This is a genomic window from Pseudomonas sp. RA_5y_Pfl1_P24, from assembly GCF_963970945.1.
Taxonomy (GTDB): Bacteria; Pseudomonadota; Gammaproteobacteria; order Pseudomonadales; family Pseudomonadaceae; genus Aquipseudomonas; species Aquipseudomonas tritici.
This window is the reverse complement of record NZ_CAXAOJ010000003.1, coordinates 82,342-103,484: the sequence shown is the minus strand read 5'-3', so window position 1 is coordinate 103,484 and position 21,143 is coordinate 82,342. Positions and strand designations below refer to the sequence as shown.

Here is a 21,143-nt window from a genome sequence, read left to right as displayed (position 1 = left end):
CTCACGGCTGATAGCCCATACGCCAACTCACGGCCCGGGTCGCCGCCAGCAAGCGCTGCGCCGCCGGGCCATCTTCATCGGCGTGGAACAATGAGGTGGGACCGACCACGGTCATCACCGCCGCCACTTGGCCGATGGCGTTGAACACAGGCGCCGACAAGGCATCCACCCCCGGCATCAGCAGACCATGCACAAAATGCAGGCCACGGCTGCGGATCTGCTGGCAGACGGTGGCGTAAGCCTGGTCATCGGCCAGGGCATGGGCGATGCCAGCCTGGATCTCGCGCTCACGCAATTCCACGGTTTCCCGCGACGGCAGAAAGGCGCTGAACACCAGCCCGGTGGACGAGCTGAGCAGCGGCAGCACGGAACCCAATTGCGTCACCACGGTGACGGCGCGCACGGCGGGTTCGATCTGCACCACGGTCGCCCCCTGGTTGCCCCACACCGCCAGAAAGCAGGTCTCATTCAACGCGTCGCGCAACTCCGCCAGCGGCATTGCGCCGACTTTCAGCACATCCATGCTGCCCAGCGCCGCCAGGCCCACGCGCAAGGCTTCGCGGCCCAGCCCATAGTGGTTGGTGGCGGTGTTTTGTTCGGCAAATCCCGAGGCGATCAACGCCTGCAAATAACGATGCACCTTGCTCGCCGGCATCTGCACGTGCTCGGCCAGGCGCGACAGCGAGGTGGCCGGCGACAGTTCGGCCAGGGCCTTGAGGATGTCGGTGCCCACTTCGGCCGAGCGGACTTTCTGTTTACCGGTGTCGCGGGGCTTTTCCATGGAAGGGCGAGAATCCGAGAGATGAATGGGCGTCTTTATAGCTTGACGGTCGACAGTGATCAAATTACGTTATGCGTAACTGGATTACGATAAAAACAACTTCCGTGTAGAGGACGATCCATGAACCTCGAATACCTGTCGGGCTTCGGCAATGAATTCGCCAGCGAAGCCCTGCCTGGCGCATTGCCGGTCGGCCAGAACTCCCCGCAAAAAGCGCCTTATGGGCTGTACACCGAATTGTTCTCCGGCACAGCGTTCACCATGGTGCGCAGCGAAGCCCGGCGTACCTGGCTTTACCGCATTCAGCCGTCGGCTAATCACCCTGCGTTCGTCAAGCTTGAGCGGCAATTGGCCGGTGGGCCGTTGGGCGCGGTGACGCCCAATCGCTTGCGTTGGAACCCGTTGGATGTTCCAAGTGAACCGACGGACTTCGTTGATGGGCTTGTAGGAATGGTCGCCAATTCGGCGCTGGAAAAACCCGCTGGCATCAGCATCTATCACTACTGTGCCAACCGTTCCATGGAGCGCGTGTTCTTTAACGCCGATGGCGAATTGTTGATCGTCCCCGAGCAAGGTCGGCTGCGTATCGCCACGGAATTGGGCGTGCTGGAGGTGGAACCGCTGGAGATCGTCGTGCTGCCGCGAGGCCTCAAGTTCCGCGTCGAACTGCTGGATGCCCAGGCGCGTGGCTACGTCGCCGAGAACCACGGCGCGCCGTTACGCCTGCCGGACCTGGGCCCCATCGGCAGCAATGGCCTGGCCAATCCGCGCGATTTCCTCACGCCGGTTGCTCACTACGAAGACCTGAAAAAGCCTACGACGTTGGTACAAAAATTCCTCGGTGAACGCTGGGCCTGTGAACTGGACCATTCCCCGCTCAACGTCGTCGCCTGGCACGGCAATAACGTGCCGTACAAATACGACCTGCGCCGTTTCAACACCCTCGGCACCGTGAGTTTCGATCACCCGGACCCGTCGATTTTTACTGTCTTGACCTCGCCGACGAGCACCCATGGCTTGGCTAACCTCGACTTCGTGATTTTCCCGCCGCGCTGGATGGTGGCCGAAAACACCTTCCGCCCGCCGTGGTTCCACCGCAACCTGATGAACGAATACATGGGCCTGATCCAGGGCGCCTACGATGCCAAGGCCGAAGGCTTCCTGCCCGGCGGCGCGTCGCTGCACAGTTGCATGAGCGCCCACGGCCCTGACGGCGAGACCTGCACCAAGGCGATCAACGTCGATCTGGCGCCGCACAAGATCGATAACACCATGGCTTTCATGTTCGAGACCAGCCAAGTGCTGCGTCCCACGCAGTTCGCCCTGGAATGCCCGCAACTGCAAAACACTTACGACGCGTGCTGGGCCTCGCTGCCCGCCACCTTCAACCCGAATCGGAGATAACCCATGACTCAGCCAACACTAACGCGCAGCTGGGTGGCCTCGGCCAATGGTCACGCGGATTTCCCCCTGCAAAACCTGCCGCTGGGGGTGTTCAGCCTCAACGGTTCGGCGCCGCGCAGTGGCGTGGCGATTGGTGATTCCATCCTTGATCTGCACGCAGCCTTGGATGAGTTCGAGGGTGAAGCGCGTCGCGCCGTTGAAGCGACCGCCGGCGGCCAACTGAACGCGTTTTTTGAACTCGGCCGTGGCCCGCGCGTGGCCTTGCGCGAGCGTCTGCTGGAACTGCTGGCTGAAGGCAGCACACTGCAAACCCGCGAGGCACAGGTGCTGCACCGCGCCGCTGATTGCCAGATGCACCTGCCGGCGAAAATCAATGACTACACCGACTTCTACGTCGGTATCGAACACGCGCAAAACGTCGGCAAACTGTTCCGCCCCGACAACCCGCTGCTGCCCAACTACAAGTACGTGCCGATTGGTTACCACGGCCGCGCATCGACCATCCGCGCCTCGGGCACCGAGGTGCGTCGTCCCAAAGGCCAAACCTTGCCAGCCGGCCAGACCGAGCCGACCTTCGGCCCGTGCGCGCGCCTGGACTACGAACTGGAGCTGGGCATCTGGATCGGCCAGGGCAATGCGATGGGCGATTCGATCGCCATTGGTGACGCGGCCGAGCACATTGCCGGTTTCTGCCTGCTCAATGATTGGTCGGCGCGGGATATCCAGGCCTGGGAATACCAGCCGCTGGGGCCGTTCCTGTCGAAAAGCTTCATCACCAGCCTCTCACCGTGGGTGGTGACCGCCGAGGCCTTGGAGCCGTTCCGCAAGGCACAACCGGCGCGGCCTGAAGGCGACCCGCAACCGCTGCCGTACTTGCTGGATAAGCGTGACCAGGCTGCGGGTGCGCTGGATATCGAATTGGAAGTACTGCTCACCACCGCCGCCATGCGCGAGCAGAACCTGCCGGCTCATCGCCTGGCTCTGAGCAACAGCCTGCACATGTACTGGACCGTCGCGCAGCTGGTTGCGCACCACAGCGTCAACGGCTGCCAGTTGCAAGCGGGTGATCTGTTTGGGTCGGGCACCTTGTCGGGGCCGCAAGAAGGCCAGTTTGGCAGCCTGTTGGAAATGACCGAAGGCGGCAAAAAGGCCATCGAGTTGCCATCCGGCGAAGTGCGCAAGTTCCTTGAAGACGGCGACGAAATCATCCTGCGCGCCCGTTGCAGCCGCGAAGGGTTTGCTTCGATCGGCTTCGGCGAATGCCGCGGCACTGTGATCGCGGCGCGCTAGGAGGGCAGGGTGATGGAACTCTACACGTACTACCGTTCGACCGCGTCGTACCGGGTGCGTATTGCCCTGGCGCTCAAGGGCCTGGATTTCAGCGCCGTGCCGGTCAACCTGCTGGTGCCGGCGGGTGGTGCCAATCGCCAGCCGGAGTACCTGGCGATCAACCCACAAGGTCGCGTGCCGGCGTTGCGTACTGATGAGGGCGAGTTGCTGATTCAGTCACCGGCGATCATCGAATACCTTGAGGAACGTTATCCACAGGCGCCGTTGCTCTGCAAAGATTTGGCGACCCGCGCGCATGAGCGTGCGGTGGCGTCGATTATCGGCTGTGATATCCACCCGCTGCACAATTCGAGCACCCAGAACCTGCTGCGGCAGTGGGGGCATGACGAGGCGAAGGTGTTGGCGTGGATCGGTCATTGGATCAGCCAGGGGCTGGGCGCGGTGGAGCAATTGATTGGTGATCAAGGTTATTGCTTTGGCGAGCAGCCGGGGTTGGCGGATGCGTTTCTGATCCCTCAGCTGTATGCGGCAGAACGCTTCAAAGTGCCATTGGCGGCGTACCCGCGCATTGGCCGTGTGGCGGGGCTGGCGGCGCAGCATCCGGCATTTATACAGGCTCACCCTGCCAATCAACCTGACACACCCCAACCCTGAATGTGGGAGCGGGCTTGTTCGGCGTCATCTCTATAAAAATAATAGGTACCTTGCGATGCACAACCAAATTGCCAGCTTTCGCGCGGCACTCGACGCCCGTCCGGTGTCGCGCTATCAGTGGTTGATTCTCCTGTTGCTCGCGCTGCTGCTGGTCACCGATGGCTACGACGCCCAAGTGCTGGGTTATGTCGTGCCGGCGCTGGCCAAGGATTGGGGGCTGGAGAAAGCCGCATTTGGTCCGGTGTTCAGCGCCAACCTGCTGGGGCTGACGCTCGGGTCATTGCTGGTCACACCCTTGGCCGATCGCTTTGGCGTGCGCCGCATCCTGCTCGGCTGTGTGCTGATCTACGCCAGCCTCACCGTGCTGATGGTGTTTGCCAACTCGCTGAACACGCTGATGGCCGCGCGGTTTATCTGCGGTATCGGCATGGGGGGCGCGATGCCGAGCGCGATGGCGTTGATGTCGGACTACTCCCCACCGCGCTTGCGCACGTTGATGGTGACCTTGGCAGCCTGTGGCTTCTCGTTTGGCGGGGCCGCGGGTGGTTTTGTGGCGGCGGGGTTTATTGAAGGCTTCGGGTGGCAGGCTGTGTTTCTTGCAGGAGGCGTGACACCGTTGTTGCTGTTCCCGTTTCTGGTGTGGCTGCTGCCGGAATCTCTGCCGCGTTTGCTGCGTGATGCCCCGTCCTATGCAAGGTTGCGGAAGGTGACGGTGCGTATGCTTCCCGACTGGCAACCGCCGTTAGCGACCGAGGCTGAAAACCAACCGGCGCAAAGCAGTAAACTGACGGTCGTGGAGTTGTTCCGTAACGGCTACGCGCGCCCGACCGTGCTGATCTGGGCGACCTTTTTTGTCAGCCTGATCCTGCTGTATTTCATGATCAGCTGGTTGCCGTCGCTGCTTCTGGAAAGTGGTTTGACGCTGAAAGACGCCAATCTGGTGACGTCGATGTTCCTGTTCGCCGGCACCTTGGGCGCCATCGGCATGGCTTGGTTCGCCGACCGCTTGAAAAGCAAAGTACGACTACTGTCAGGCGTGCTGGCGGCGGCTGCTGTGTGCACCGTTTTACTCGGCCTGAACCATGACAACCCTCGCTACTTGGTGGCCTGCGTATTTGCGGCCGGGTTTTGCATCATCGGTGGCCAGTTGACCCTCAATGCCTTTGCCAGCAACTTCTACCCGGCGCATGTGCGCGCTACCGGTACGGGCTGGGCGTTGGGGGTAGGGCGATTTGGCTCAATCCTGGGGCCGCTCTTTGGCAGCATGCTGCTCGCGATGCATATCCCGGTGGAGCAGATTTTCTTCTTCTGCGCGATACCGGCGGTGATTGCGGCGTTGTTGATTATTCAGGTGCGTTCGCCCGGGGTTGATGTGCCGAAGAGCCGGATGACAGGAAATATTCTCAAGACGCCACAGGCTTAGTGCACCACTGAATTGGGTGGCAGGTGCCCCAGCCGCTCGGTCAGGCGCAGGCGTTGGATGGGATCTTCGCTGAGCATCAGTGCGTGCTCCAGGTCGAAGCGTTCGGCGTTAGGGCAATCCAGGCGCTGATACAGGCTGGCCCTCGCCAGGTAATCGGCGGCGCTGGCGTTGCCCAGCTCCAGCACGCGTTCGGCATCGACCAGCGCTTCAAGCGGGGCGTCATTGGAAAGGTGCAGTTGCCGCAAGTTGCGCGACAGCCGTTGCAGGATCGAACGCGGATCGGCGGTGTACAGGTGGTCGGCCTGCAACTTGAGGTTGGGGCCGTACTGGCGTTGCAGTAGGTCGCGACAATCATTGGGGTACAAACGCCGCCCGCCGCAGGGGTCCAGCAGGTGATCGGCACCGGGTACCCGCAGCAGGAAGTGGCCGGGGAAATTCACGCCGACCATGGGGATGTCCAGGCGGCGCGCCAGTTCCATAGCGATCAGCCCCATGGCCAAGGGTTGTCCACGTTTGCGTCGCAAGACCTTGTCCAGCAGGGCAGCGGCGGGGCGCAAGGGGGTGAATTCATCCTGGGCAAACCCCAGGTCATTCATGCGCCGCAGCAGCGGCTGAGCCTGCTCATCCGCTGGCAGCATGGGCATGCCCAGGCTCACCTGCTGTTGCAACAGGGTCAATTCCTGCAGGATCAGCAAAGGCTGCACCGCCGGGTCGTGCTCGGCGGCAATCCACAGCGCCGCTTCAAACAGCGCAGGTGGTGAGCGTTCCAGGCAGGCGAAAAAGGCTTTGCGGGGATTCATTGCATTCTCCGACATAGGCCCCCGTTTTAGCCTTGCTGGGGTTTTTCGTCCAGTGGCTTAGCAAATATCCAGCGCGCTTATGTCTCAAATCCTGCAAAAACGGGCGTTTTATTCCAGCGTGGTCCGGCATTTTTCTGCCGCAAGCCTATACTTGGCCCACTACCAAAAGTGATTCGGGAGCTTGACGATGTTTGCTCTCATGCATAGCACCCGCCTTGAATCGCTGCACTTGAGCGTCGACCCGGTCACCGGGCTGAAGGCGGTCATCGCCATCCATAACAGTCGCCTTGGGCCCGCCCTCGGTGGTTGCCGTTACCTCTCCTACCCCGACGACGAAAGTGCCGTGGCCGATGCCGCGCGCCTGGCCCAGGGCATGAGCTACAAGGCCGTACTGGCGGGGTTGCCGGTGGGCGGCGGCACCGCAGTGATACTGCGCCCAGGCCACGTGGAAAACCGCGCGGCACTGTTTGAAGCGTTTGGCCGTTGTATCGAACAACTCGACGGCCGCTACATCACCGCCACCGACAGCGGCACCTCGGTGGCGGACATGGATTGCATCGCCCAGTACACCCGTTACGTCACCAGCACCACCGCCGCGGGCGACCCTTCACCCCATGCCGCCATGGGCGTGTTTGCCGGCATCCGCACCACCGCCATGGCCCGCCTGGGCAGCGACAACCTCGAAGGGTTGCGCGTGGCCATCCAGGGCCTGGGCAATGTTGGCTACGCCTTGGCCGAACAGCTGCACGCCGCCGGTGCCGAGTTGCTGGTCAGCGACATTGACCATGGCAAGGTGCAACTGGCCATGGAGCAACTGGGCGCGCACCCAATCGCCAACGAGGCGTTGTTAAGCACGCCGTGCGACATCCTCGCGCCCTGCGGCCTCGGCGCCGTGCTCAACCGCCAGAGCGTCGGCCAGCTGCGCTGCGCCGCCGTGGCCGGTTCCGCGAGTGCGCAACTGACCAACCTGCAAGTGGCCGACCAACTGGAAGGGCGCGGCATCCTCTACGCCCCCGACTACGTGATCAACTCCGGTGGCCTGATCTACGTGGCTCTTAGGCACCGCGGCGCAGAGTTGCCGATCATTACCGCGCACCTGTCCAACATCGGCACGCGCCTTACCGAAATCTTCGCCCACGCCCAGGCCGAAAAGCGCTCCCCCGCACGGGTGGCGGATGAGCTGGCCGAACGGTTGCTGTACCAATAGCCAGCTATTAAAAAGGCCCTGAATCCATGATTCAGGGCCTGTTCAATTCTGGCTTTACTCCGCTGCAGCGTTGAGCAACTCGGACAATGCGTCCGGTTGGCTCTTGAACGCCTTGGCAAATACATCGCGGTTCTTCGCCATGTAGATCCCGGCTTCTTCCACCTGCTGCTCACTCAGGGACGGCACTGCTTTTTGCAACACTTCTGCCAGCAACTCAGCGAGTTCAAGCATCTTGTCATGACGGTCAGCTTCGGCTTTATCCATGAACAAACGCTCCAGATCTCGGCTGCTGCGGTATACCACTTCGACGGCCATTCACCACCTCACATGCCTTCACGATAGTTGTCTTTTGCGACTACTGTATTTATATACAGCAAAAAGAGTAAGCCAAACCGTGGGGTTTGGATAGCAGTTTTTAATGTAGCCGGTAAATACAGGTTAAGCGTGTCTCATGTCACCCGGCCATCATCTCATGCCTGCCCTGGCCTTTTTTCTGCATGCAAAAGCATAACAACCGTCACGTCTAACCCGCATTATCCGGTCGAGTCGACCTAAGGAAGCATCATCGTGAAAATCAACTGGGCCGAAAGGCTACGCCAGCAAGTACATGGTCTGGCCGAGTCCCTGGGCAATCTGTTTGTCGAGTCGTTCCACTTCCTGGCGTTGTTCGCCATTGGTGCGGTGACCGCTTGGGCAGCGGTGATGGAATTTCTGGGGATGCTGGAGAACGGGCACATCAAGATTGATGACATCTTGCTGCTGTTCATTTACTTGGAATTGGGCGCCATGGTCGGGATTTATTTCAAGACCAACCCTCCTGTATTTAACATTTTTCGCTACTCACGAGTTTTTAATAAAATTAATAAAAATCAGTGGGTTATGGCTTAGTCCTTCTCGGATGAAGCTCATGTGTCGCGTGTAAGATTTTTTTACCGGTTTGGATTGTTAGGTGGAGGGAAGGGTATGAAATGGGCAGATCGAATGCGTGTCAGAGTGCACGCAGCGGCAAACAGTCTTGGCAACCTTGGGGTCGAGCTATTCCACTACCTTGCTCTGTTTGGAATTGGCGCAATCACGGTGTATGCTGGCATTACGACATTCATCGAAATGCTTCATCAAGATAAAATCAGCGTTGATGACATTTTGCTGCTGTTTATCTACTTAGAATTGCTGGCGATGAGTGGGATTTACTTCCGCACAAATCATATGCCGTTGCGCTTTCTTTTATATATCGGTGTCACGGCTTTGATTCGACTGCTGATTAGCGATGTGTCGCATCACAAATCACCAGATGAAGGGATTTTGTATTTGACGGGTGGAGTGGTGCTTTTATCTCTATCTATTCTCGTCGTTCGGTATGCGTCTGCGCGATTCCCTTCTGTAAAAGAAAAGGCAGACTGAATTAAGCTCGTTAACAAGGAAGATGAGGGTTTTGATATGGTAGTAAAAGATCTATATCTCGATGAAAGCGGTAATAGTGGTGATTTGATTAGCCGCAAAAATGGTCTTGGCTTTGCCGGACAGCCAGTATTTTCGTTGGCAGCGGTTGATATTTCGCAGATTGAAAATTTTGAAGACAAGATCAATGGTCTGAAAAAGAAATTTGGAGTTCAAGCTGCCGAGTTGAAATCATCAGATCTTTACAAGAAAAAACCTCAGTTTATGCTTGAGGTTTTTTCGATTTTGATTGAGTCTAAATCCCCGTTCTTTGTTGAGGTTGTTGATAAGAAGTACTATATTTGTACCTCGATTTCAAATCATCAATTATTACCTCCATATTTTACAGGCGATGAGTCGCATGGGCGTTTTCAAGTTTCAAGAAACATTACCGCAGGAGTGATGGCTCTTGAAATGCCTGATGAGTACTTTGAGAGGTTTTTTGATTCATGCCATGAGCCGAACGAAGAAAATCTTCTGAGATCTATGGAGGGTATTAAAGAGTTCTTTAATAGCCACCCTGAATATAGTGGGCACGTCCAGGACTTGGATATGTCTATTGAAGATTATCATGACATGAAGAAAGAAATTGGCGATGAAGCAGTATTTAAATTCATCCCAATTCCAGATGACGGAAAAAGAGGAAACAAGATTCTTCTATTGCCGCATGTGTCTTCTTTGACGAATATCATTGCACGTGTGAATTTGGCGAACAAAGGTAGTGTTGAGGGAGTCGCCTTCTATCATGATAAGCAAGATCATTTTGATGAGGTTTTGGTCGCCATTAAAGAGTTGATGGTTTCGAACAATCCGCATGGTTTTTCCCCTCCTACTCCAAATTCTAATTTTCAAATTAAAACAAGTGCGGATTTGCAATTCTCGGACTCGAAAAAGTCGTTGGGGGTGCAGGTAGCTGATTTGCTTGCCGGATTTTTTAGCCGTTATTATGAGAGCTTCTTTAACGAAGGAACAGAACTCGATAGCATCTATCATGAGATTTATAATAAAATTCTTGATGGGGCCGATCAAGAAAAAAGTATTGGAGTTAACTGGGTTGTGCCTCCCTCGAGGCTATACGAACTTGAGCACTTCCAGCAGCTTGGAACAAGAAAGACACCTTCACCTACCGATTTGCTTTACTACGTCGCGAAAGATTTCGGTGTTGTAGTAGGGCATTAATCGATATATACGGTTAAAAGAAGAAGGGCGATCGTTGGTTGCCTTTTTTCTTTTGTTCTCCCGCATTGTAGGTGTTTATGTGCGTGGTTAAGTAATATTTCTGGTCTTGTGATATTTTGATGCTTTGTAATTTTATGTTGGGTGGTGTGTAAGGCTTTAAGTAAATAAGTTTCCCTGCCCAGCAATGTATTTTTTAGCTTGTCGATACTCTCTTCCCTGTGAGGTTTCATTGACGGAGGATGCGTCTATCTTTTCGATGACTGTTGTAACTGCATATCCTGTTATTTTTATCTCACCCACCTCATCGAGTTCTCGGCTAATCCTGAGAATACATGTTATGAAAGTTCCGTGCTGAAATGCTATATTTTCTAAAATTACTGCATCTTTAAATTTTGCATCAAGCATCTGGAAGCTTATGGCTTGTTTGTTATATATTCCTTTCCATTTGTATTTTCCCTCTTTAAGTACGGGGGATACTATCTCTATAGTCGTTTCTGTTTCTTCGGATTTCAGTTTGTTGCTGCTTAGAATGAAATTTTTGAAATCTTCACGTAGTACTACCTTCTCCTCGTGATTAAAATTTGTCTTGCTATTGGATAGGCTAAAGCCTACTTTTTTAACTTCATGGTTGTGCGTTAAGAGTTCGTAGAAATTCGATTTTCTTTTTATTATTTTTAGGTTTTTTGAAAGTTGATTTATTGTTTTTTTTATGGTTTTTTGCGAACGGCTGTTTACTTTGGCTTCAAGTTTTAAGGTTTCAAGCCTGTGCTGACTTTCCTCAATTTGGAGACGAATTAGCTGCTTTTCCAGCTCTTCTTTTTCAGACTTTAAAAATAATGGAGCTGCGGAAATTAAAGCTTGAGCTAGAGTTAGTATTAAAGTTATTGAAATAGCATTGTCTTGAATGAGCTTCCAGAATTCACGAAAGCCTCCTGCCTCAACGGCTTCAGCAACAATTTTTACATTGAGACCTAGGGCGTTAGATATTTCTAGTATTATCGCGAGAATTTCAGTCTCGCATTTGTTTCTCAGTAGTGCGTCGATTTGGTGAGAGTTGTTAGCTAGGTAGTAGTGCAATTCAAACTTGTCGAGAGTACTCATGCGTGGCCCACATAGTTGTTTATATATTTTTATTGGGTGTTTGTCAGCGCCTTATTCCATACGCTCTGCGCCATTGTACTCGCGCTTTGCATTGCATATTTATAATGTGCTCGTTCATATAGTTTGTATTTCTTCCGTTTCTCTCGATTACGTTGCGCCCCTTTACTCTGGAATCTATAATGTCAAAGCACTCAGCATAGAATCTTTTGACATTCTGATGGACTCTAGGCTTGTATCCTTTTTCAATTTCCATAAATCTACGAATGCACAGTGCTATGAGGTCTGATAACTGTATCATTGGATTTTTTCGCGAATCGATAGGGTAGCTAAATTCTACTATCCATTTAACCTTTTGGTTTGCAGGAACTTCAAAGCGACGGTTCTGAATTATCTTTTCAACACTGTTATGGTGTTCCTCTTTTTCATCCATGACTATCATTCCTCGCGCGGATTGGCCAAGGTTTTCTTTGACATGCCAGTTCATGTAGGTTATGAGGTAATCAAAAGATAGTAAGTAAGGATGACAGGTATCATAGACTGTTTGGTATTGGCAATTTGCATTTTGTAAACTTGATTTTTCTATCGCATAATAATGCACGTAGTGTCTTAGCTCTACGATCAAGTTGAGCAGGTCTTTGACTAGCTTAAGTCTATCTTCTATCGGGTGGTCTGCAAAAAAGCCTTCTCCGTTTGGCGATAGTAGCTGATGAGAGTGGACCTCAAAGTTTTCAGGAATATTGCCTTTAAAATAATCAGCAATTACTGCGTCCAAACGTTCCTTTGTATTGTTCCATTTCTTATCCGCCACGCTCATGCCAGCCAATACAAATATTGGTTGTTGGGCGTCATGTAAATTTGCACCAGTGTCGCCACTTTCATCGAGATAGAAAAAATGCATAACATAAGCTCCTTGCTATTAATGTTAGCTATACGCCGCACATGAGAATTCGGAATTACCTGCATTCGTCTATTGTGGTGGCCAGATGCTACTTCGGGGAGGCTGTCTACGCTAGCGATTTCGAGACGCGATAAATCAGGGAGTGGATGCCGGATGTATAGTTTGAGCTTGGGCATCACTTATGAAAGTTAAACCGCACCAAAAATCAAAATCATCTTTAAAGAAAATCAGGGAAACCCCGCCGTCAAGACCAACCACATGCCGGTGCGCTTCCTGATCTACGTGGCGATCACCGCCCTGACGCGGCTGCTGATTTCCAACGTGTCGCACCACAACCCACCAGACGTAGGAATCATCTACCTGTGCGGCGGGATTCTGCTGTTGGCGTTCGCCATCCTGGTAGTGCGCTACGCGTCGTCGGCGTTCCCGTCGGTGAAGGTCGAAGGCCCGCGTCGCAAGGGTAGTGCGAGCCTGGAAACCGAGAAGGGCGAGCTTTAAAGTCCGGCGCTGAAGGGCAGGGGACGGGCAGGCGGTCGCTGTAGCACTGTGTGATCGCCATCGGTCATGGCCGCGAGGATTTCCATGGCGCTGTGGCCTTGTTCGATGGCAATACCGAATTGGATGCTCTGCACTAGACGCTTCAGCCGCTTTGGATCGTTGCGCTGTTCGGCGCTGATCATGCGTTTGGCCACCACCCCGTCCTCATTGGAGAGGGTGAGCATAATGCTGCCGTCCAACCGTTGGATGCTCAGGTTGACCCGATAGTCCGGCGTGAAGGTGTCGGTGATGATCTGAAAAGGATTGTCCATGGTGCGTACCGCCTGATAAGAACATGCAGTCATTGACGACCGGTGTTGGGATTAGTTCGTGTCTCCTGACCACCGGCCACTTCGTCGCTGAAGCGTCACAAGATCCGTTTGCTTCGTAAGCTGTACAGCAAGGGGCGTGCCGTGTAGCGATCTATCAGCCAGTGAGGTGTCAATATGGGCGCGGGCTTGCTCGCCCGCGCCCATATTGAATGGGCGTTGTGGGCTATTTCAGGGCAGTACTGCAAAAACGATCGCAGACAGCGCAATCAGCCCGATCCCCCCCACAAATACATTCGAGACTTGGCCCGAATACTGGCGCAGGGAAGGCACGCGGCGGATTGCGTACATCGGCATCAGGAACAGCAGGCACGCGATGATCGGCCCGCCCTTGGTCTCGATCATGCCCAGAATGCTCGGGTTGAAAGTGGCAACGGCCCAGCAGGTCAGCACGATGGCCATGAGGCCCAGGATCAGTACCAGCGACAGGATCGCCCGCGGCAGCGGGGTCATGTGCAGTTGGTGCTCCATGAAACTGCCCAGGGTGTTGGTCAGCGCCACGCTGTACACCAGCAGGATCGAGAAGACCGCAAAGAAATAGAGCAGGGTGATCAGCTTGCCCGCGCCGACGCCAGCATTGATCGGCAGGAACAAGGTACCCGCACCGATGGCGGTGCCGTAGAGGCCCAGCATCCAGCTGACCGCCAGGCCACCCCGTGAAGTTTCCTTGTATTTGTCATGCATATCGGCGCCGGTATCGCGCAGGGTGCGGATCACCCGGTCGAGGGAGATAAAGTGTTTGCCGTCACCGCGCAGGGCCATTTGCACGAATTATCCTAAGACAGCCTTTAGCAGGACTAAACGCTATGACCCGATCCCTCCATGGTCAGACTTACGTCTGGCTGCACGTTTTTTCCAGTGCGGCGCGGCATTTGTCGTTCACCCGCTGCGCTGAAGAACTGCACATCACGCCGGGGGCGGTGAGCCAGCAAATCCGTCAGTTGGAGGAGCGATTAGGTTTCCGCTTGTTTCATCGACGCGCGTGTGGCGTACCTTGCTTAACGATGAGCTGGAGCGCGGTACTTTGATCGTGCCGTTTGGCCTGGCCGTGCCTAACCATAAACGCTACGTGCTGTTGTATGCGCCAGGTGCGCTGAACCATCCGGGCGTGCGGGCAGTCCATGATTGGCTGGTGGAAGAAGCGATGATTTTTCGCGGATTGCACCCCTTGGGAGAAGGGCAATTGTAGGGAATTGGGAGCGTAGGAAGATGTACCCAACTCCCGAAGATAACAGCGTGTTTGATCCTTGTCAGACTTAATTTGTAATGTGTGATTTATCTTTGCAAAGGGCTTGAATTGTTTCGCGGTCTGCCCAATTGTGTAATCAAGAGGTCATGGTTTTACCTGCCGGGTAAAGCAGTCGTGACCTCTCGCGAGCTAGCTGAAATAAGGGAAAAACTATGCAAATCCAAGTCAATAGCGATAACCATATTGAAAGCAGCATCCGACTGGAGGAGTGGGTACGTACTACCATTGAAAGCACGCTCGAACGTTATGAAGAAGACCTGACCCGCGTTGAGGTCTACCTTAAAGATGAGAACGGGGATAAGCCCGGTCCCCACGATTTAAGTTGCCGCCTGGAAGCACGGCCAAAAGGCCACCAGCCGGTTTCGGTACTGCACAAGGCCGATACCCTGGAACAGGCGATCGACGGTGCAGCCACCAAGCTGGACCATGCGTTGGAACATTTGTTTGGCAAACTGCAAGGCAAGCCGCGCGCTGCCGGTAAAAACCTGTCGGTCAATAAAGTGAACGATGACGCGCTTGAAGAGGAATTCCTGGAAAACGAAAATGCTGCACTTAACGGCTGACAGTTTTTTCACACCCCACTAAAAACGGGCCTGCATTTGCAGGCCCGTTTTCGTTTCAGTCTTAAAACGCGATGGAGGTTTGCACGTAGACCGTGCGCGGCTCGCCCACGTATTTGCCCTTGTTGTTATCGTCGAACGAGCGGGTGAAGTACTGCGTGTTGAAGATGTTTTTCACGCCGACTGCCACGTTCAAGTCCGACAACTGCGGGCCGAAGTCATATGCCGCGCGGCTGCTGAATAACAGGTAGCCCGGGATGCGTCCGTTTGCGCCGTCAGCACTTTCCTTTTGGGTATTGGCGTTGTCGGCGAACTGGCTGCTCTGGTAGCTGCTGTCCAGGTTGAGCTTCCAGCGGCCTTCGGTGTAACCCACGCCCAGGGTGCCCTTATGCTTGGACGAGAACGGCACGCGGTTGCCTTTGTTCGGGCCGTCTTCGCGGATGGTGGCGTCGACGTAGGCGTAGGTGGCATACACATCAAAGCCTGCCAGCGCCGGGCTCAAACCGTCGAGCGCATAGTTGACGCTGGTCTCGATGCCTTGATGGCGCGTTTCGCCACGGGCAATCACCGAGTCGTTGGTCTGGTTGCTTTCGTACTGGTTGTCGAAGTTGATCAGGAACGCACCGATTTCTGCACGCAACGTGCCGTCGTCGTAGCGGGTGCCCAGTTCCCAGGTGCGGGCTTTTTCCGGTTTCACTTCGTCGCTGGTGACGCGGTTGGGCATCTGGCTGTACTGCACGCTGCCGAACGAGCCTTCGGTGTTGGCGTAGAGGTTCCAGCTGTCAGTGAGGTGGTAGAGCACGTTCAGCGCTGGCAGCGCGGTGTTGTAGTCGCCCTTGTATTTGACGTTGGTGAGGTTGTTGGTCTGCTGGGACTCGATCATCTCGTAGCGAATGCCCGGGGTGAGGGTCCACTTGCCGATATCAATCCGGTCATCGACGAAGAAGGCGTTGGCTTCGGTGCCGCCGCGGGTGTCGCGGTCGTTGCGGCTGTCGGTGCTGGGGATTTGCTGGTTGGCGGCGATCGGCGTGCGGTAACGCAGTTCGTGGCCAGCCTCGTTGATGTAGCGGTAACCGACGCCGACTTCATGGCTGGTCGGGCCCAGGTCGAAGCCTTGGGCGAAGCGGGTCTCGATGCCACGTACCCAATATTCACGCGGGGACAGCGAAAGGAACGTGCCCTGGTCCAGGTAGCCGCTGCGCAGGGTCTTGGTGAAGAAACTGTTTACGGTGAATTCGCGACGGTCCTGCTCATAGCGATAGCCGATGTTGAACATCGTACGGCGGCCCCAGAATTTGTCGTAGGGGCGTGTGGACTGGTACGGGTCGGCCTTGTAGTTCGCGACGTTCAGGCCTCCAGGCATATCGGCCTGGCCTTCGTAGTACTGCGCCATGGCGTTGAAGCTGTTGGCGTCGTCGAGTTGGTATTTACCCTTGAGGATCAGGTCGTCGATTTGCGTGTCGCTGTGTTCGCGCCAGTCGCCGCCACGGGTACCGGAGTACAAAATCGCCCCGCCCAGGCCGTTGTCGGCAGTGCCGCCCGCGAGCAGGTTGCCGGTGGTCTTGAAGCCGTCGTGGCTGGAAGAGGGGCTGGTTTCGGTCTGCAAACCGCCTTTGACGGTGGGCGCATCCGGAATTGCGCGGGTCACGAAGTTGACCACACCGCCGACGTTTTGCGGGCCGTAGCGCACAGCGCCGCCGCCGCGCACCACGTCTACTGCATCCATATTGCCCATGCTGATCGGTGCAAACGAAAGCTGCGGCTGGCCGTAAGGCGCGAAAGGCACCGGGATGCCGTCCATCAGCACTGTGGAGCGTGATGCCAGGCGCGGGTTGAGGCCGCGAATACCGAAGTTCAGCGCCATGTCATGGCTGCCGGTGCCGTTATTGTCCGGGGCGTTGACGCCGGGAATGCGGTTGAGCACGTCTTTGGCCTGGGTCGCGCCCTGGCGTTCGAATTCTTCACGGCGGATCACATCACGGGCGCCGGGGTGTTCGAAGACATTGGTTTGCGCGGCGTCGCCGAGCCAGTCGCCGACCACGCTGGAGGTGCCCAGCTCAATGCTGGCTGGGGCAGTGGCCGGTTGCAGGCTGTAGGCATTGTCGCCTTCGGCGCGGGCTTGCAGGCCGGTGCCTTCCAGCAGTTTTTGCAGGCCTTCAGCCGCGCTGTAGTTGCCCGTCAAGCCACGGCTCTGCATGCCCGCCGTCACTTCGGAACCAAAGGAGATCAACACGCCGGCTTCGCGGCCAAATTGATTCAGTGCGGCTTCCAACGAAGTCGGCGCGATGTGAAAAGGCTTGGCGTCGGCGGCCATTACCTGAGGCAGTACGGTAAGACTCAGGCTGGCGCCGAGTAGGAGTTGGCGCAGTGAGCGGGCGAGAAGCGTCGGTTGCTGGGGCATGACGGGCGGTCCTGAGAAGGAAGGATCTAGGTGGCTTTCCTTCTCTGTCACGCGAGGTGTGGAAAACGGCTCATCGTTTTTAAGAAAAAGTTCAGGCGCGGGCCTGGACGGTCACCCAGTAGCGGGTAAACCGCCGAACGTTGACCGGCAGGCTCACTTCCAGCAGGTCGAGAATGCGTTCGCTGTTGTCCAGTGGATAGCTGCCGGAGATCAGCAGATTGGCCACCTGTGGGTCGCAATTAACCTGGCCACGGCGGTAACGGCCGAGTTCGGCGAGGAAATCTTCCAGGCGCATGTGAGCCGCGACTAGCATGCCGTCGGCCCAGGCGCCGCTGTTGGCGTCGGTAGGGCGCGGGGTGTCCCAGCCTTTGCGCGTGAAATTGACCTGATGCGAAGCCTGGACTGTCAGCGGCAGGCCGCTATAGGTATTGGGCATGACGTCGACGCGCCCCTCAAACACCGACAGTTGAGTGTGATCGCTGAACTGACGCACGTTCAAACGCGCCGCCTGGCTGGTGAGCAGGCCCTGGCCGGTCAGCACCTGCAGCGGCGTATTGCCTGCGGCGCCGGTCAGCAGGATCTCGCCTTCGAGCAAGCGGATCAGGCGTTGCTGGCCGTCGAAATGCACATCCACCGCACTGGCGGTATTGAGCTGCAATTGGCTGCCATCCGCCAGTTGTACCTTACGGCGCTGGCCGACGGGGCTGCGGTAGTCGGCGCTCAGCGGCGGCAATATAGGTTGCTGGCGCAGGCCCCAGGCGGCGGCCGAGCCTGCGCCGAGTATCAGCAGCAGCTTCAGGGCCTGGCGTCGGCTGGCGGAGGTGGGGGCGTTCAGTGCCGCGTGGGCCAGGGGCAGCGGCATGCCGCGCAGGCGCTGATTGACACGCTGCATGTGGTCCCACGCGCGCTGGTGTTCGCTGTGGGCTTTCAACCATTGCTGCCAGGCGGCTTGCTGGCGTGGATTGAGGGCGCCTTGCTGCATTTCCATCAGCCAATGCACGGCTTGTTCGGCGACGTGCGTGGAAAAATTCATAGGGCGAAGTAGCAGCGCATCGCCGCTTTGCTCAAGTGGCGTTTAACAGTGGCGATGGAAATGCCCAACTCAGCGCCGATTTGCGCGTAGGTCAGGCCATCCAGTTGGGCCAGCAGGAAGGCACGCTTGACCTGCGTGGGCAGGCCGTCGAGCAGTTGGTCCAGCTCAACCAGGGTTTGCAGAATGATCGCGCGTTCTTCTTCCGACGGTGCCACGTGTTCGGGCATTTGCGCCAAGGCATCGAGATAGGCGCGTTCCAGGTCTTGGCGACGGTAGAAGTTGAACAGCACGCGCTTAGCGACAGTGGTGAGGAACGCGCGGGGTTCGATCAGCGTTGGCGTTTCCCGCGCGGTGAGCACGCGGATGAACGTGTCCTGAGCCAGGTCGGCGGCACTTTCCGGGCAGCCGAGTTTGCGTCGCAACCAGCCGGTGAGCCAGTGGTGATGGTCGTTGTACAAAACTTCGACAGTAGTGGACGGGCTCAACGGGAACGCTCCGCAAGCATCGGTATGCTGTAGAGAACAAGAATTGTTCTCATTGTAGGGTGCGTGGCGGGCTTCGGCAATCCATCGGCACAGGTGATTTATCCGTTCTCTTTTGCTTATGAGAATATTTATCATTAATATCGCGTGCTGATGAACCTGGCGCCTCTCGCATGAAAAGCAAAACCTCGCTGCCTGTCTCCTATCGTCTCGCCGTGACCTCACGCGTACTGGCTGCTGTGGTGGGCGGTTACCTGATGGCTTCACTGGCCAGCATCTGCCTCGCGCTGTGGATGCCCACATCGCGTGCCGACGCTGTGATCACCGGGATGATGAGTTCATTCGTGTTCTATCTGCTGGCCGTGCTCTGGTGTTTCGCCTGCCGCAGCGCCATACGCGCCTGGTTCGGCGTGATGCTGCCGAGCGCAGCATTTGCCACGCTGGCGGGCGTGGGCTTTTGGATGGCGCGCACATGAAAGAGGGCTTTCGCCAGGCCATGGCCTGGTTGCACACGTGGGCTGGATTGATCTTCGGCTGGCTGTTGTTTGCGATTTTTCTGACAGGCACGTTGGCGTATTTCAAAGACGAAATCAGCCACTGGATGCAGCCCGAAGTGCAGGCTCGTCCCTTGGACGATGCGCGTAGCCTGAACGTCGCTCAAACCTATCTGCAGCACGTCGCGCCGACCGCTGCCCGCTGGTTTATCACCCTGCCGGACAGCCGCGACCCCAGCCTGTCGGTAATGTGGCAAGACAAAGTCGACCCCGGCAAGCGTGGCAACTTTATCCAGAAAACCCTCGATCCCGTAACCGGCCAGGCAGTGCAGGCCCGTGAAAGCATGGGGGGCGAGTTCTTCTATCGCTTTCACTTCCAGCTGCAAATGCCGCATCCCTGGGGCCGCTGGCTGTCGACCATTGCCGCGATGGTGATGTTTGTTGCACTGATCACCGGGATCATCACCCACAAGAAAATCTTCAAGGACTTCTTCACTTTCCGCCCCCGCAAAGGCCAGCGTTCCTGGCTCGACGGGCACAACGCGGTGGGTGTGTTAGTGCTGCCATTTCACCTGATGATCACCTACAGCAGCCTGGTGATTTTCATGAGCCTGGTGATGCCGGCACCGATCCTGGCCTCGTATGGCAACGACACCCGCGCCTTCTTCAGTGAGGTGTTCCCGGCGACAAACAATGCACCGGCGCTCGGGCAACCTGGGCAGTTGAAGCCGCTGGTGCCGATGTACGAACAGGCGCGTGAGCAGTGGGCGGGTGGACATGTCGGGCGTGTGGCGGTGAATAACCCCAGTGATGTGAACGCTTCGGTCAATGTGTTTCGCGCCGGCTCTGACAGCGTGGTGCATGATTTCGGCAGCACGGTGTCCTTTAACGGCAACACGGGCGAGCTGTTGCGGGTCAGTGGTGAGCAGTCACTGCCGGCCGTGATCGGCGGCAGTTTTTATGGCCTGCACATGGGCCATTTCGCCGGCCCGGTACTGCGCTGGCTGTACTTTATCTGTGGTCTGGCGGGCACGGCGATGATTGGCACCGGGCTGGTGATCTGGCTTGGCAAGCGCCAGCTCAAGCACGCTAAAAGCGCGGTGATGCCGTTTGAATTGCGCCTGGTGGAAGTGCTGAACATCGCCAGTATGTCCGGACTGATGATCGCCATCGCGGCGTTTTTCTGGGCCAACCGTTTGTTGCCGGTGAGCTTCGCCGAGCGTTCCGACTGGGAAGTGCAAACCTTCTTTATCGTCTGGGGCCTGAGCCTGGTGCACGCCATGCTGCGCCGCGGTCGCCAGGGGTGGATCGAACAGTTGAGCGCTGGCGCGCTGCTGTTTATCGCCATTCCACTGCTCAATGCGCTCACGACCTCCCATCACCTGGGCGTTTCCCTGGCAACGGGCGACTGGGCCATGGCCGGCTTCGACTTGACTTGCCTGGCCAGCGGCGTGTTCCTGGCCTGGGCCGCCTGGAAAATGCAGCAGCGTATGGTGCCTGCCTCCAAGCCTGAACGCGCACGCCGGTTGACGCTCAAGCAGGAGGCGAACTGAATGCTGCTCGCACTGCTGATGTGCTACGGGGGGTTCACCGCATTGTGCTTGTCTACCGACCGACATCACGGCGAACTGCTGCACAGCAAGCCATCGCCCCGTCGTCGGCTGGCTCTGCGTGTGGCCGGTTGGGTGCTGCTGACGGTGTCGATCTGGCCCGCCGTGAATATCGCGGGTTGGGGCCAGGGCCTTGTGGAATGGTGCGCGGTATTGATGCTCAGTGCGCTGTTGCTGGTGCTGTTGTTGCCGTATCGGCCAAGGCTGGCCTTGATCCTGGCGGGCGTCGGCCTGCTCGCCAGCCCTGTTGCGGCCTTTGCCACTCTTTGAGTTC

At 56.6% G+C, this 21,143-nt stretch carries 20 protein-coding genes and 4 pseudogenes; 14 read left to right on the top strand and 10 right to left on the bottom strand.

What is annotated here, in order from left to right:
• Window position 1: 1 nt before the first annotated feature.
• Complete coding sequence (locus AACY30_RS05145) at window positions 2-781, bottom strand: IclR family transcriptional regulator (protein WP_339417709.1); 780 nt, start codon at window positions 779-781, stop codon at window positions 2-4.
• A gap of 120 nt (window positions 782-901) precedes the next feature.
• On the opposite strand from AACY30_RS05145, the gene hmgA reads away from it, so the two are divergent.
• The 4 genes from hmgA to AACY30_RS05125 are packed head-to-tail and all read left to right on the top strand — an operon-like array spanning window position 902 to window position 5,552.
• Window positions 902-2,185 carry a homogentisate 1,2-dioxygenase gene (gene hmgA, locus AACY30_RS05140; protein WP_339468596.1) on the top strand — a complete coding sequence of 428 codons (1,284 nt, stop codon included), beginning with the start codon at window positions 902-904 and terminating at the stop codon, window positions 2,183-2,185.
• A gap of 3 nt (window positions 2,186-2,188) precedes the next feature.
• The gene (gene fahA, locus AACY30_RS05135) at window positions 2,189-3,475 is read left to right on the top strand and encodes a fumarylacetoacetase (RefSeq protein ID WP_339468598.1); all 1,287 of its coding nucleotides are present in this window, start codon (window positions 2,189-2,191) and stop codon (window positions 3,473-3,475) included.
• A 12-nt stretch (window positions 3,476-3,487) separates the two neighbouring features.
• Complete coding sequence (gene maiA, locus AACY30_RS05130) at window positions 3,488-4,129, top strand: maleylacetoacetate isomerase (protein WP_339539952.1); 642 nt, start codon at window positions 3,488-3,490, stop codon at window positions 4,127-4,129.
• Between the two features lie 55 nt (window positions 4,130-4,184).
• On the top strand, window positions 4,185-5,552 hold the full coding sequence (locus AACY30_RS05125; RefSeq protein WP_339539951.1) for an MFS transporter: 1,368 nt from the start codon (window positions 4,185-4,187) through the stop codon (window positions 5,550-5,552).
• Here AACY30_RS05125 and AACY30_RS05120 read toward each other — a convergent pair.
• Window positions 5,549-6,352 (bottom strand): SirB1 family protein, encoded by an 804-nt coding sequence (locus AACY30_RS05120; protein ID WP_339417717.1) that lies wholly within the window; start codon window positions 6,350-6,352, stop codon window positions 5,549-5,551. The genes AACY30_RS05125 and AACY30_RS05120 overlap by 4 nt on opposite strands.
• Before the next feature lie 187 nt (window positions 6,353-6,539).
• Here AACY30_RS05120 and AACY30_RS05115 point away from each other — a divergent pair, with 187 nt between their 5' ends.
• Window positions 6,540-7,559, top strand: coding sequence for a Glu/Leu/Phe/Val dehydrogenase family protein (locus AACY30_RS05115; RefSeq protein WP_339539950.1), 1,020 nt, complete (start codon window positions 6,540-6,542; stop codon window positions 7,557-7,559).
• A 54-nt stretch (window positions 7,560-7,613) separates the two neighbouring features.
• On the opposite strand, the gene AACY30_RS05110 is transcribed toward AACY30_RS05115, so the two are convergent.
• Window positions 7,614-7,874, bottom strand: coding sequence for a YebG family protein (locus tag AACY30_RS05110; protein WP_003171979.1), 261 nt, complete (start codon window positions 7,872-7,874; stop codon window positions 7,614-7,616).
• Between the two features lie 252 nt (window positions 7,875-8,126).
• Here AACY30_RS05110 and AACY30_RS05105 point away from each other — a divergent pair.
• The 3 genes and pseudogenes from AACY30_RS05105 to AACY30_RS05095 all read left to right on the top strand — a co-directional run.
• A pseudogene (locus AACY30_RS05105) lies at window positions 8,127-8,372 on the top strand (phosphate-starvation-inducible PsiE family protein); the annotation flags it as partial.
• 150 nt (window positions 8,373-8,522) lie between these two features.
• Entirely contained in the window at window positions 8,523-8,960 is a 438-nt protein-coding gene (locus tag AACY30_RS05100) for a phosphate-starvation-inducible protein PsiE (protein ID WP_339539949.1), read from the top strand.
• A gap of 36 nt (window positions 8,961-8,996) precedes the next feature.
• Window positions 8,997-10,175 (top strand): DUF3800 domain-containing protein, encoded by a 1,179-nt coding sequence (locus AACY30_RS05095; protein WP_339539948.1) that lies wholly within the window; start codon window positions 8,997-8,999, stop codon window positions 10,173-10,175.
• Between the two features lie 156 nt (window positions 10,176-10,331).
• Here the strand turns inward: AACY30_RS05095 and AACY30_RS05090 are convergent, their stop codons facing one another.
• Entirely contained in the window at window positions 10,332-11,276 is a 945-nt protein-coding gene (locus AACY30_RS05090) for a hypothetical protein (protein ID WP_339539947.1), read from the bottom strand.
• Window positions 11,277-11,319: 43 nt separating this feature from the next.
• Complete coding sequence (locus AACY30_RS05085; protein WP_339539946.1) at window positions 11,320-12,174, bottom strand: DUF3800 domain-containing protein; 855 nt, start codon at window positions 12,172-12,174, stop codon at window positions 11,320-11,322.
• A 246-nt stretch (window positions 12,175-12,420) separates the two neighbouring features.
• On the opposite strand from AACY30_RS05085, the pseudogene AACY30_RS05080 reads away from it, so the two are divergent.
• Window positions 12,421-12,672 (top strand): annotated as a pseudogene (locus AACY30_RS05080) (phosphate-starvation-inducible PsiE family protein); the annotation flags it as partial.
• Here the strand turns inward: AACY30_RS05080 and AACY30_RS05075 are convergent.
• Window positions 12,669-12,983 (bottom strand): DUF3509 domain-containing protein, encoded by a 315-nt coding sequence (locus AACY30_RS05075; RefSeq protein ID WP_339468604.1) that lies wholly within the window; start codon window positions 12,981-12,983, stop codon window positions 12,669-12,671. The pseudogene AACY30_RS05080 and the gene AACY30_RS05075 overlap by 4 nt on opposite strands.
• Before the next feature lie 693 nt (window positions 12,984-13,676).
• Window positions 13,677-13,805 (bottom strand): annotated as a pseudogene (locus tag AACY30_RS05065) (L-serine ammonia-lyase, iron-sulfur-dependent, subunit alpha); the annotation flags it as partial.
• 41 nt (window positions 13,806-13,846) lie between these two features.
• Between AACY30_RS05065 and AACY30_RS05060 the strand changes: the two are divergent.
• Both AACY30_RS05060 and AACY30_RS05055 read left to right on the top strand, forming a co-directional pair.
• Window positions 13,847-14,229 (top strand): annotated as a pseudogene (locus AACY30_RS05060) (LysR family transcriptional regulator).
• A gap of 212 nt (window positions 14,230-14,441) precedes the next feature.
• Window positions 14,442-14,852: an HPF/RaiA family ribosome-associated protein gene (locus AACY30_RS05055; protein ID WP_339468605.1), complete on the top strand. Its 411-nt coding sequence runs from the start codon at window positions 14,442-14,444 to the stop codon at window positions 14,850-14,852.
• Window positions 14,853-14,913: 61 nt separating this feature from the next.
• On the opposite strand, the gene fecA is transcribed toward AACY30_RS05055, so the two are convergent.
• The 3 genes from fecA to AACY30_RS05040 form a co-directional block, all read right to left on the bottom strand.
• A complete protein-coding gene (fecA, locus tag AACY30_RS05050) occupies window positions 14,914-17,250 on the bottom strand; it encodes a TonB-dependent Fe(3+) dicitrate receptor FecA (RefSeq protein WP_339539945.1) in 2,337 nt (778 codons plus the stop codon).
• Window positions 17,251-17,341: 91 nt separating this feature from the next.
• Entirely contained in the window at window positions 17,342-18,283 is a 942-nt protein-coding gene (locus tag AACY30_RS05045) for a FecR domain-containing protein (RefSeq protein ID WP_339539944.1), read from the bottom strand.
• The gene (locus AACY30_RS05040; protein WP_339417724.1) at window positions 18,280-18,768 is read right to left on the bottom strand and encodes a sigma-70 family RNA polymerase sigma factor; all 489 of its coding nucleotides are present in this window, start codon (window positions 18,766-18,768) and stop codon (window positions 18,280-18,282) included. The genes AACY30_RS05045 and AACY30_RS05040 overlap by 4 nt, the downstream gene beginning before the upstream one ends.
• 170 nt (window positions 18,769-18,938) lie before the next feature.
• On the opposite strand from AACY30_RS05040, the gene AACY30_RS05035 reads away from it, so the two are divergent.
• Genes AACY30_RS05035 through AACY30_RS05025 form a run of 3 tightly spaced genes read left to right on the top strand, consistent with a single transcriptional unit; the run spans window position 18,939 to window position 21,139 of the window.
• Complete coding sequence (locus tag AACY30_RS05035) at window positions 18,939-19,241, top strand: DUF3649 domain-containing protein (RefSeq protein ID WP_339417725.1); 303 nt, start codon at window positions 18,939-18,941, stop codon at window positions 19,239-19,241.
• The gene (locus tag AACY30_RS05030) at window positions 19,238-20,812 is read left to right on the top strand and encodes a PepSY-associated TM helix domain-containing protein (RefSeq protein WP_339468609.1); all 1,575 of its coding nucleotides are present in this window, start codon (window positions 19,238-19,240) and stop codon (window positions 20,810-20,812) included. The genes AACY30_RS05035 and AACY30_RS05030 overlap by 4 nt, the downstream gene beginning before the upstream one ends.
• A complete protein-coding gene (locus tag AACY30_RS05025) occupies window positions 20,813-21,139 on the top strand; it encodes a DUF3325 domain-containing protein (RefSeq protein WP_339468610.1) in 327 nt (108 codons plus the stop codon).
• Window positions 21,140-21,143 lie beyond the last annotated feature (4 nt).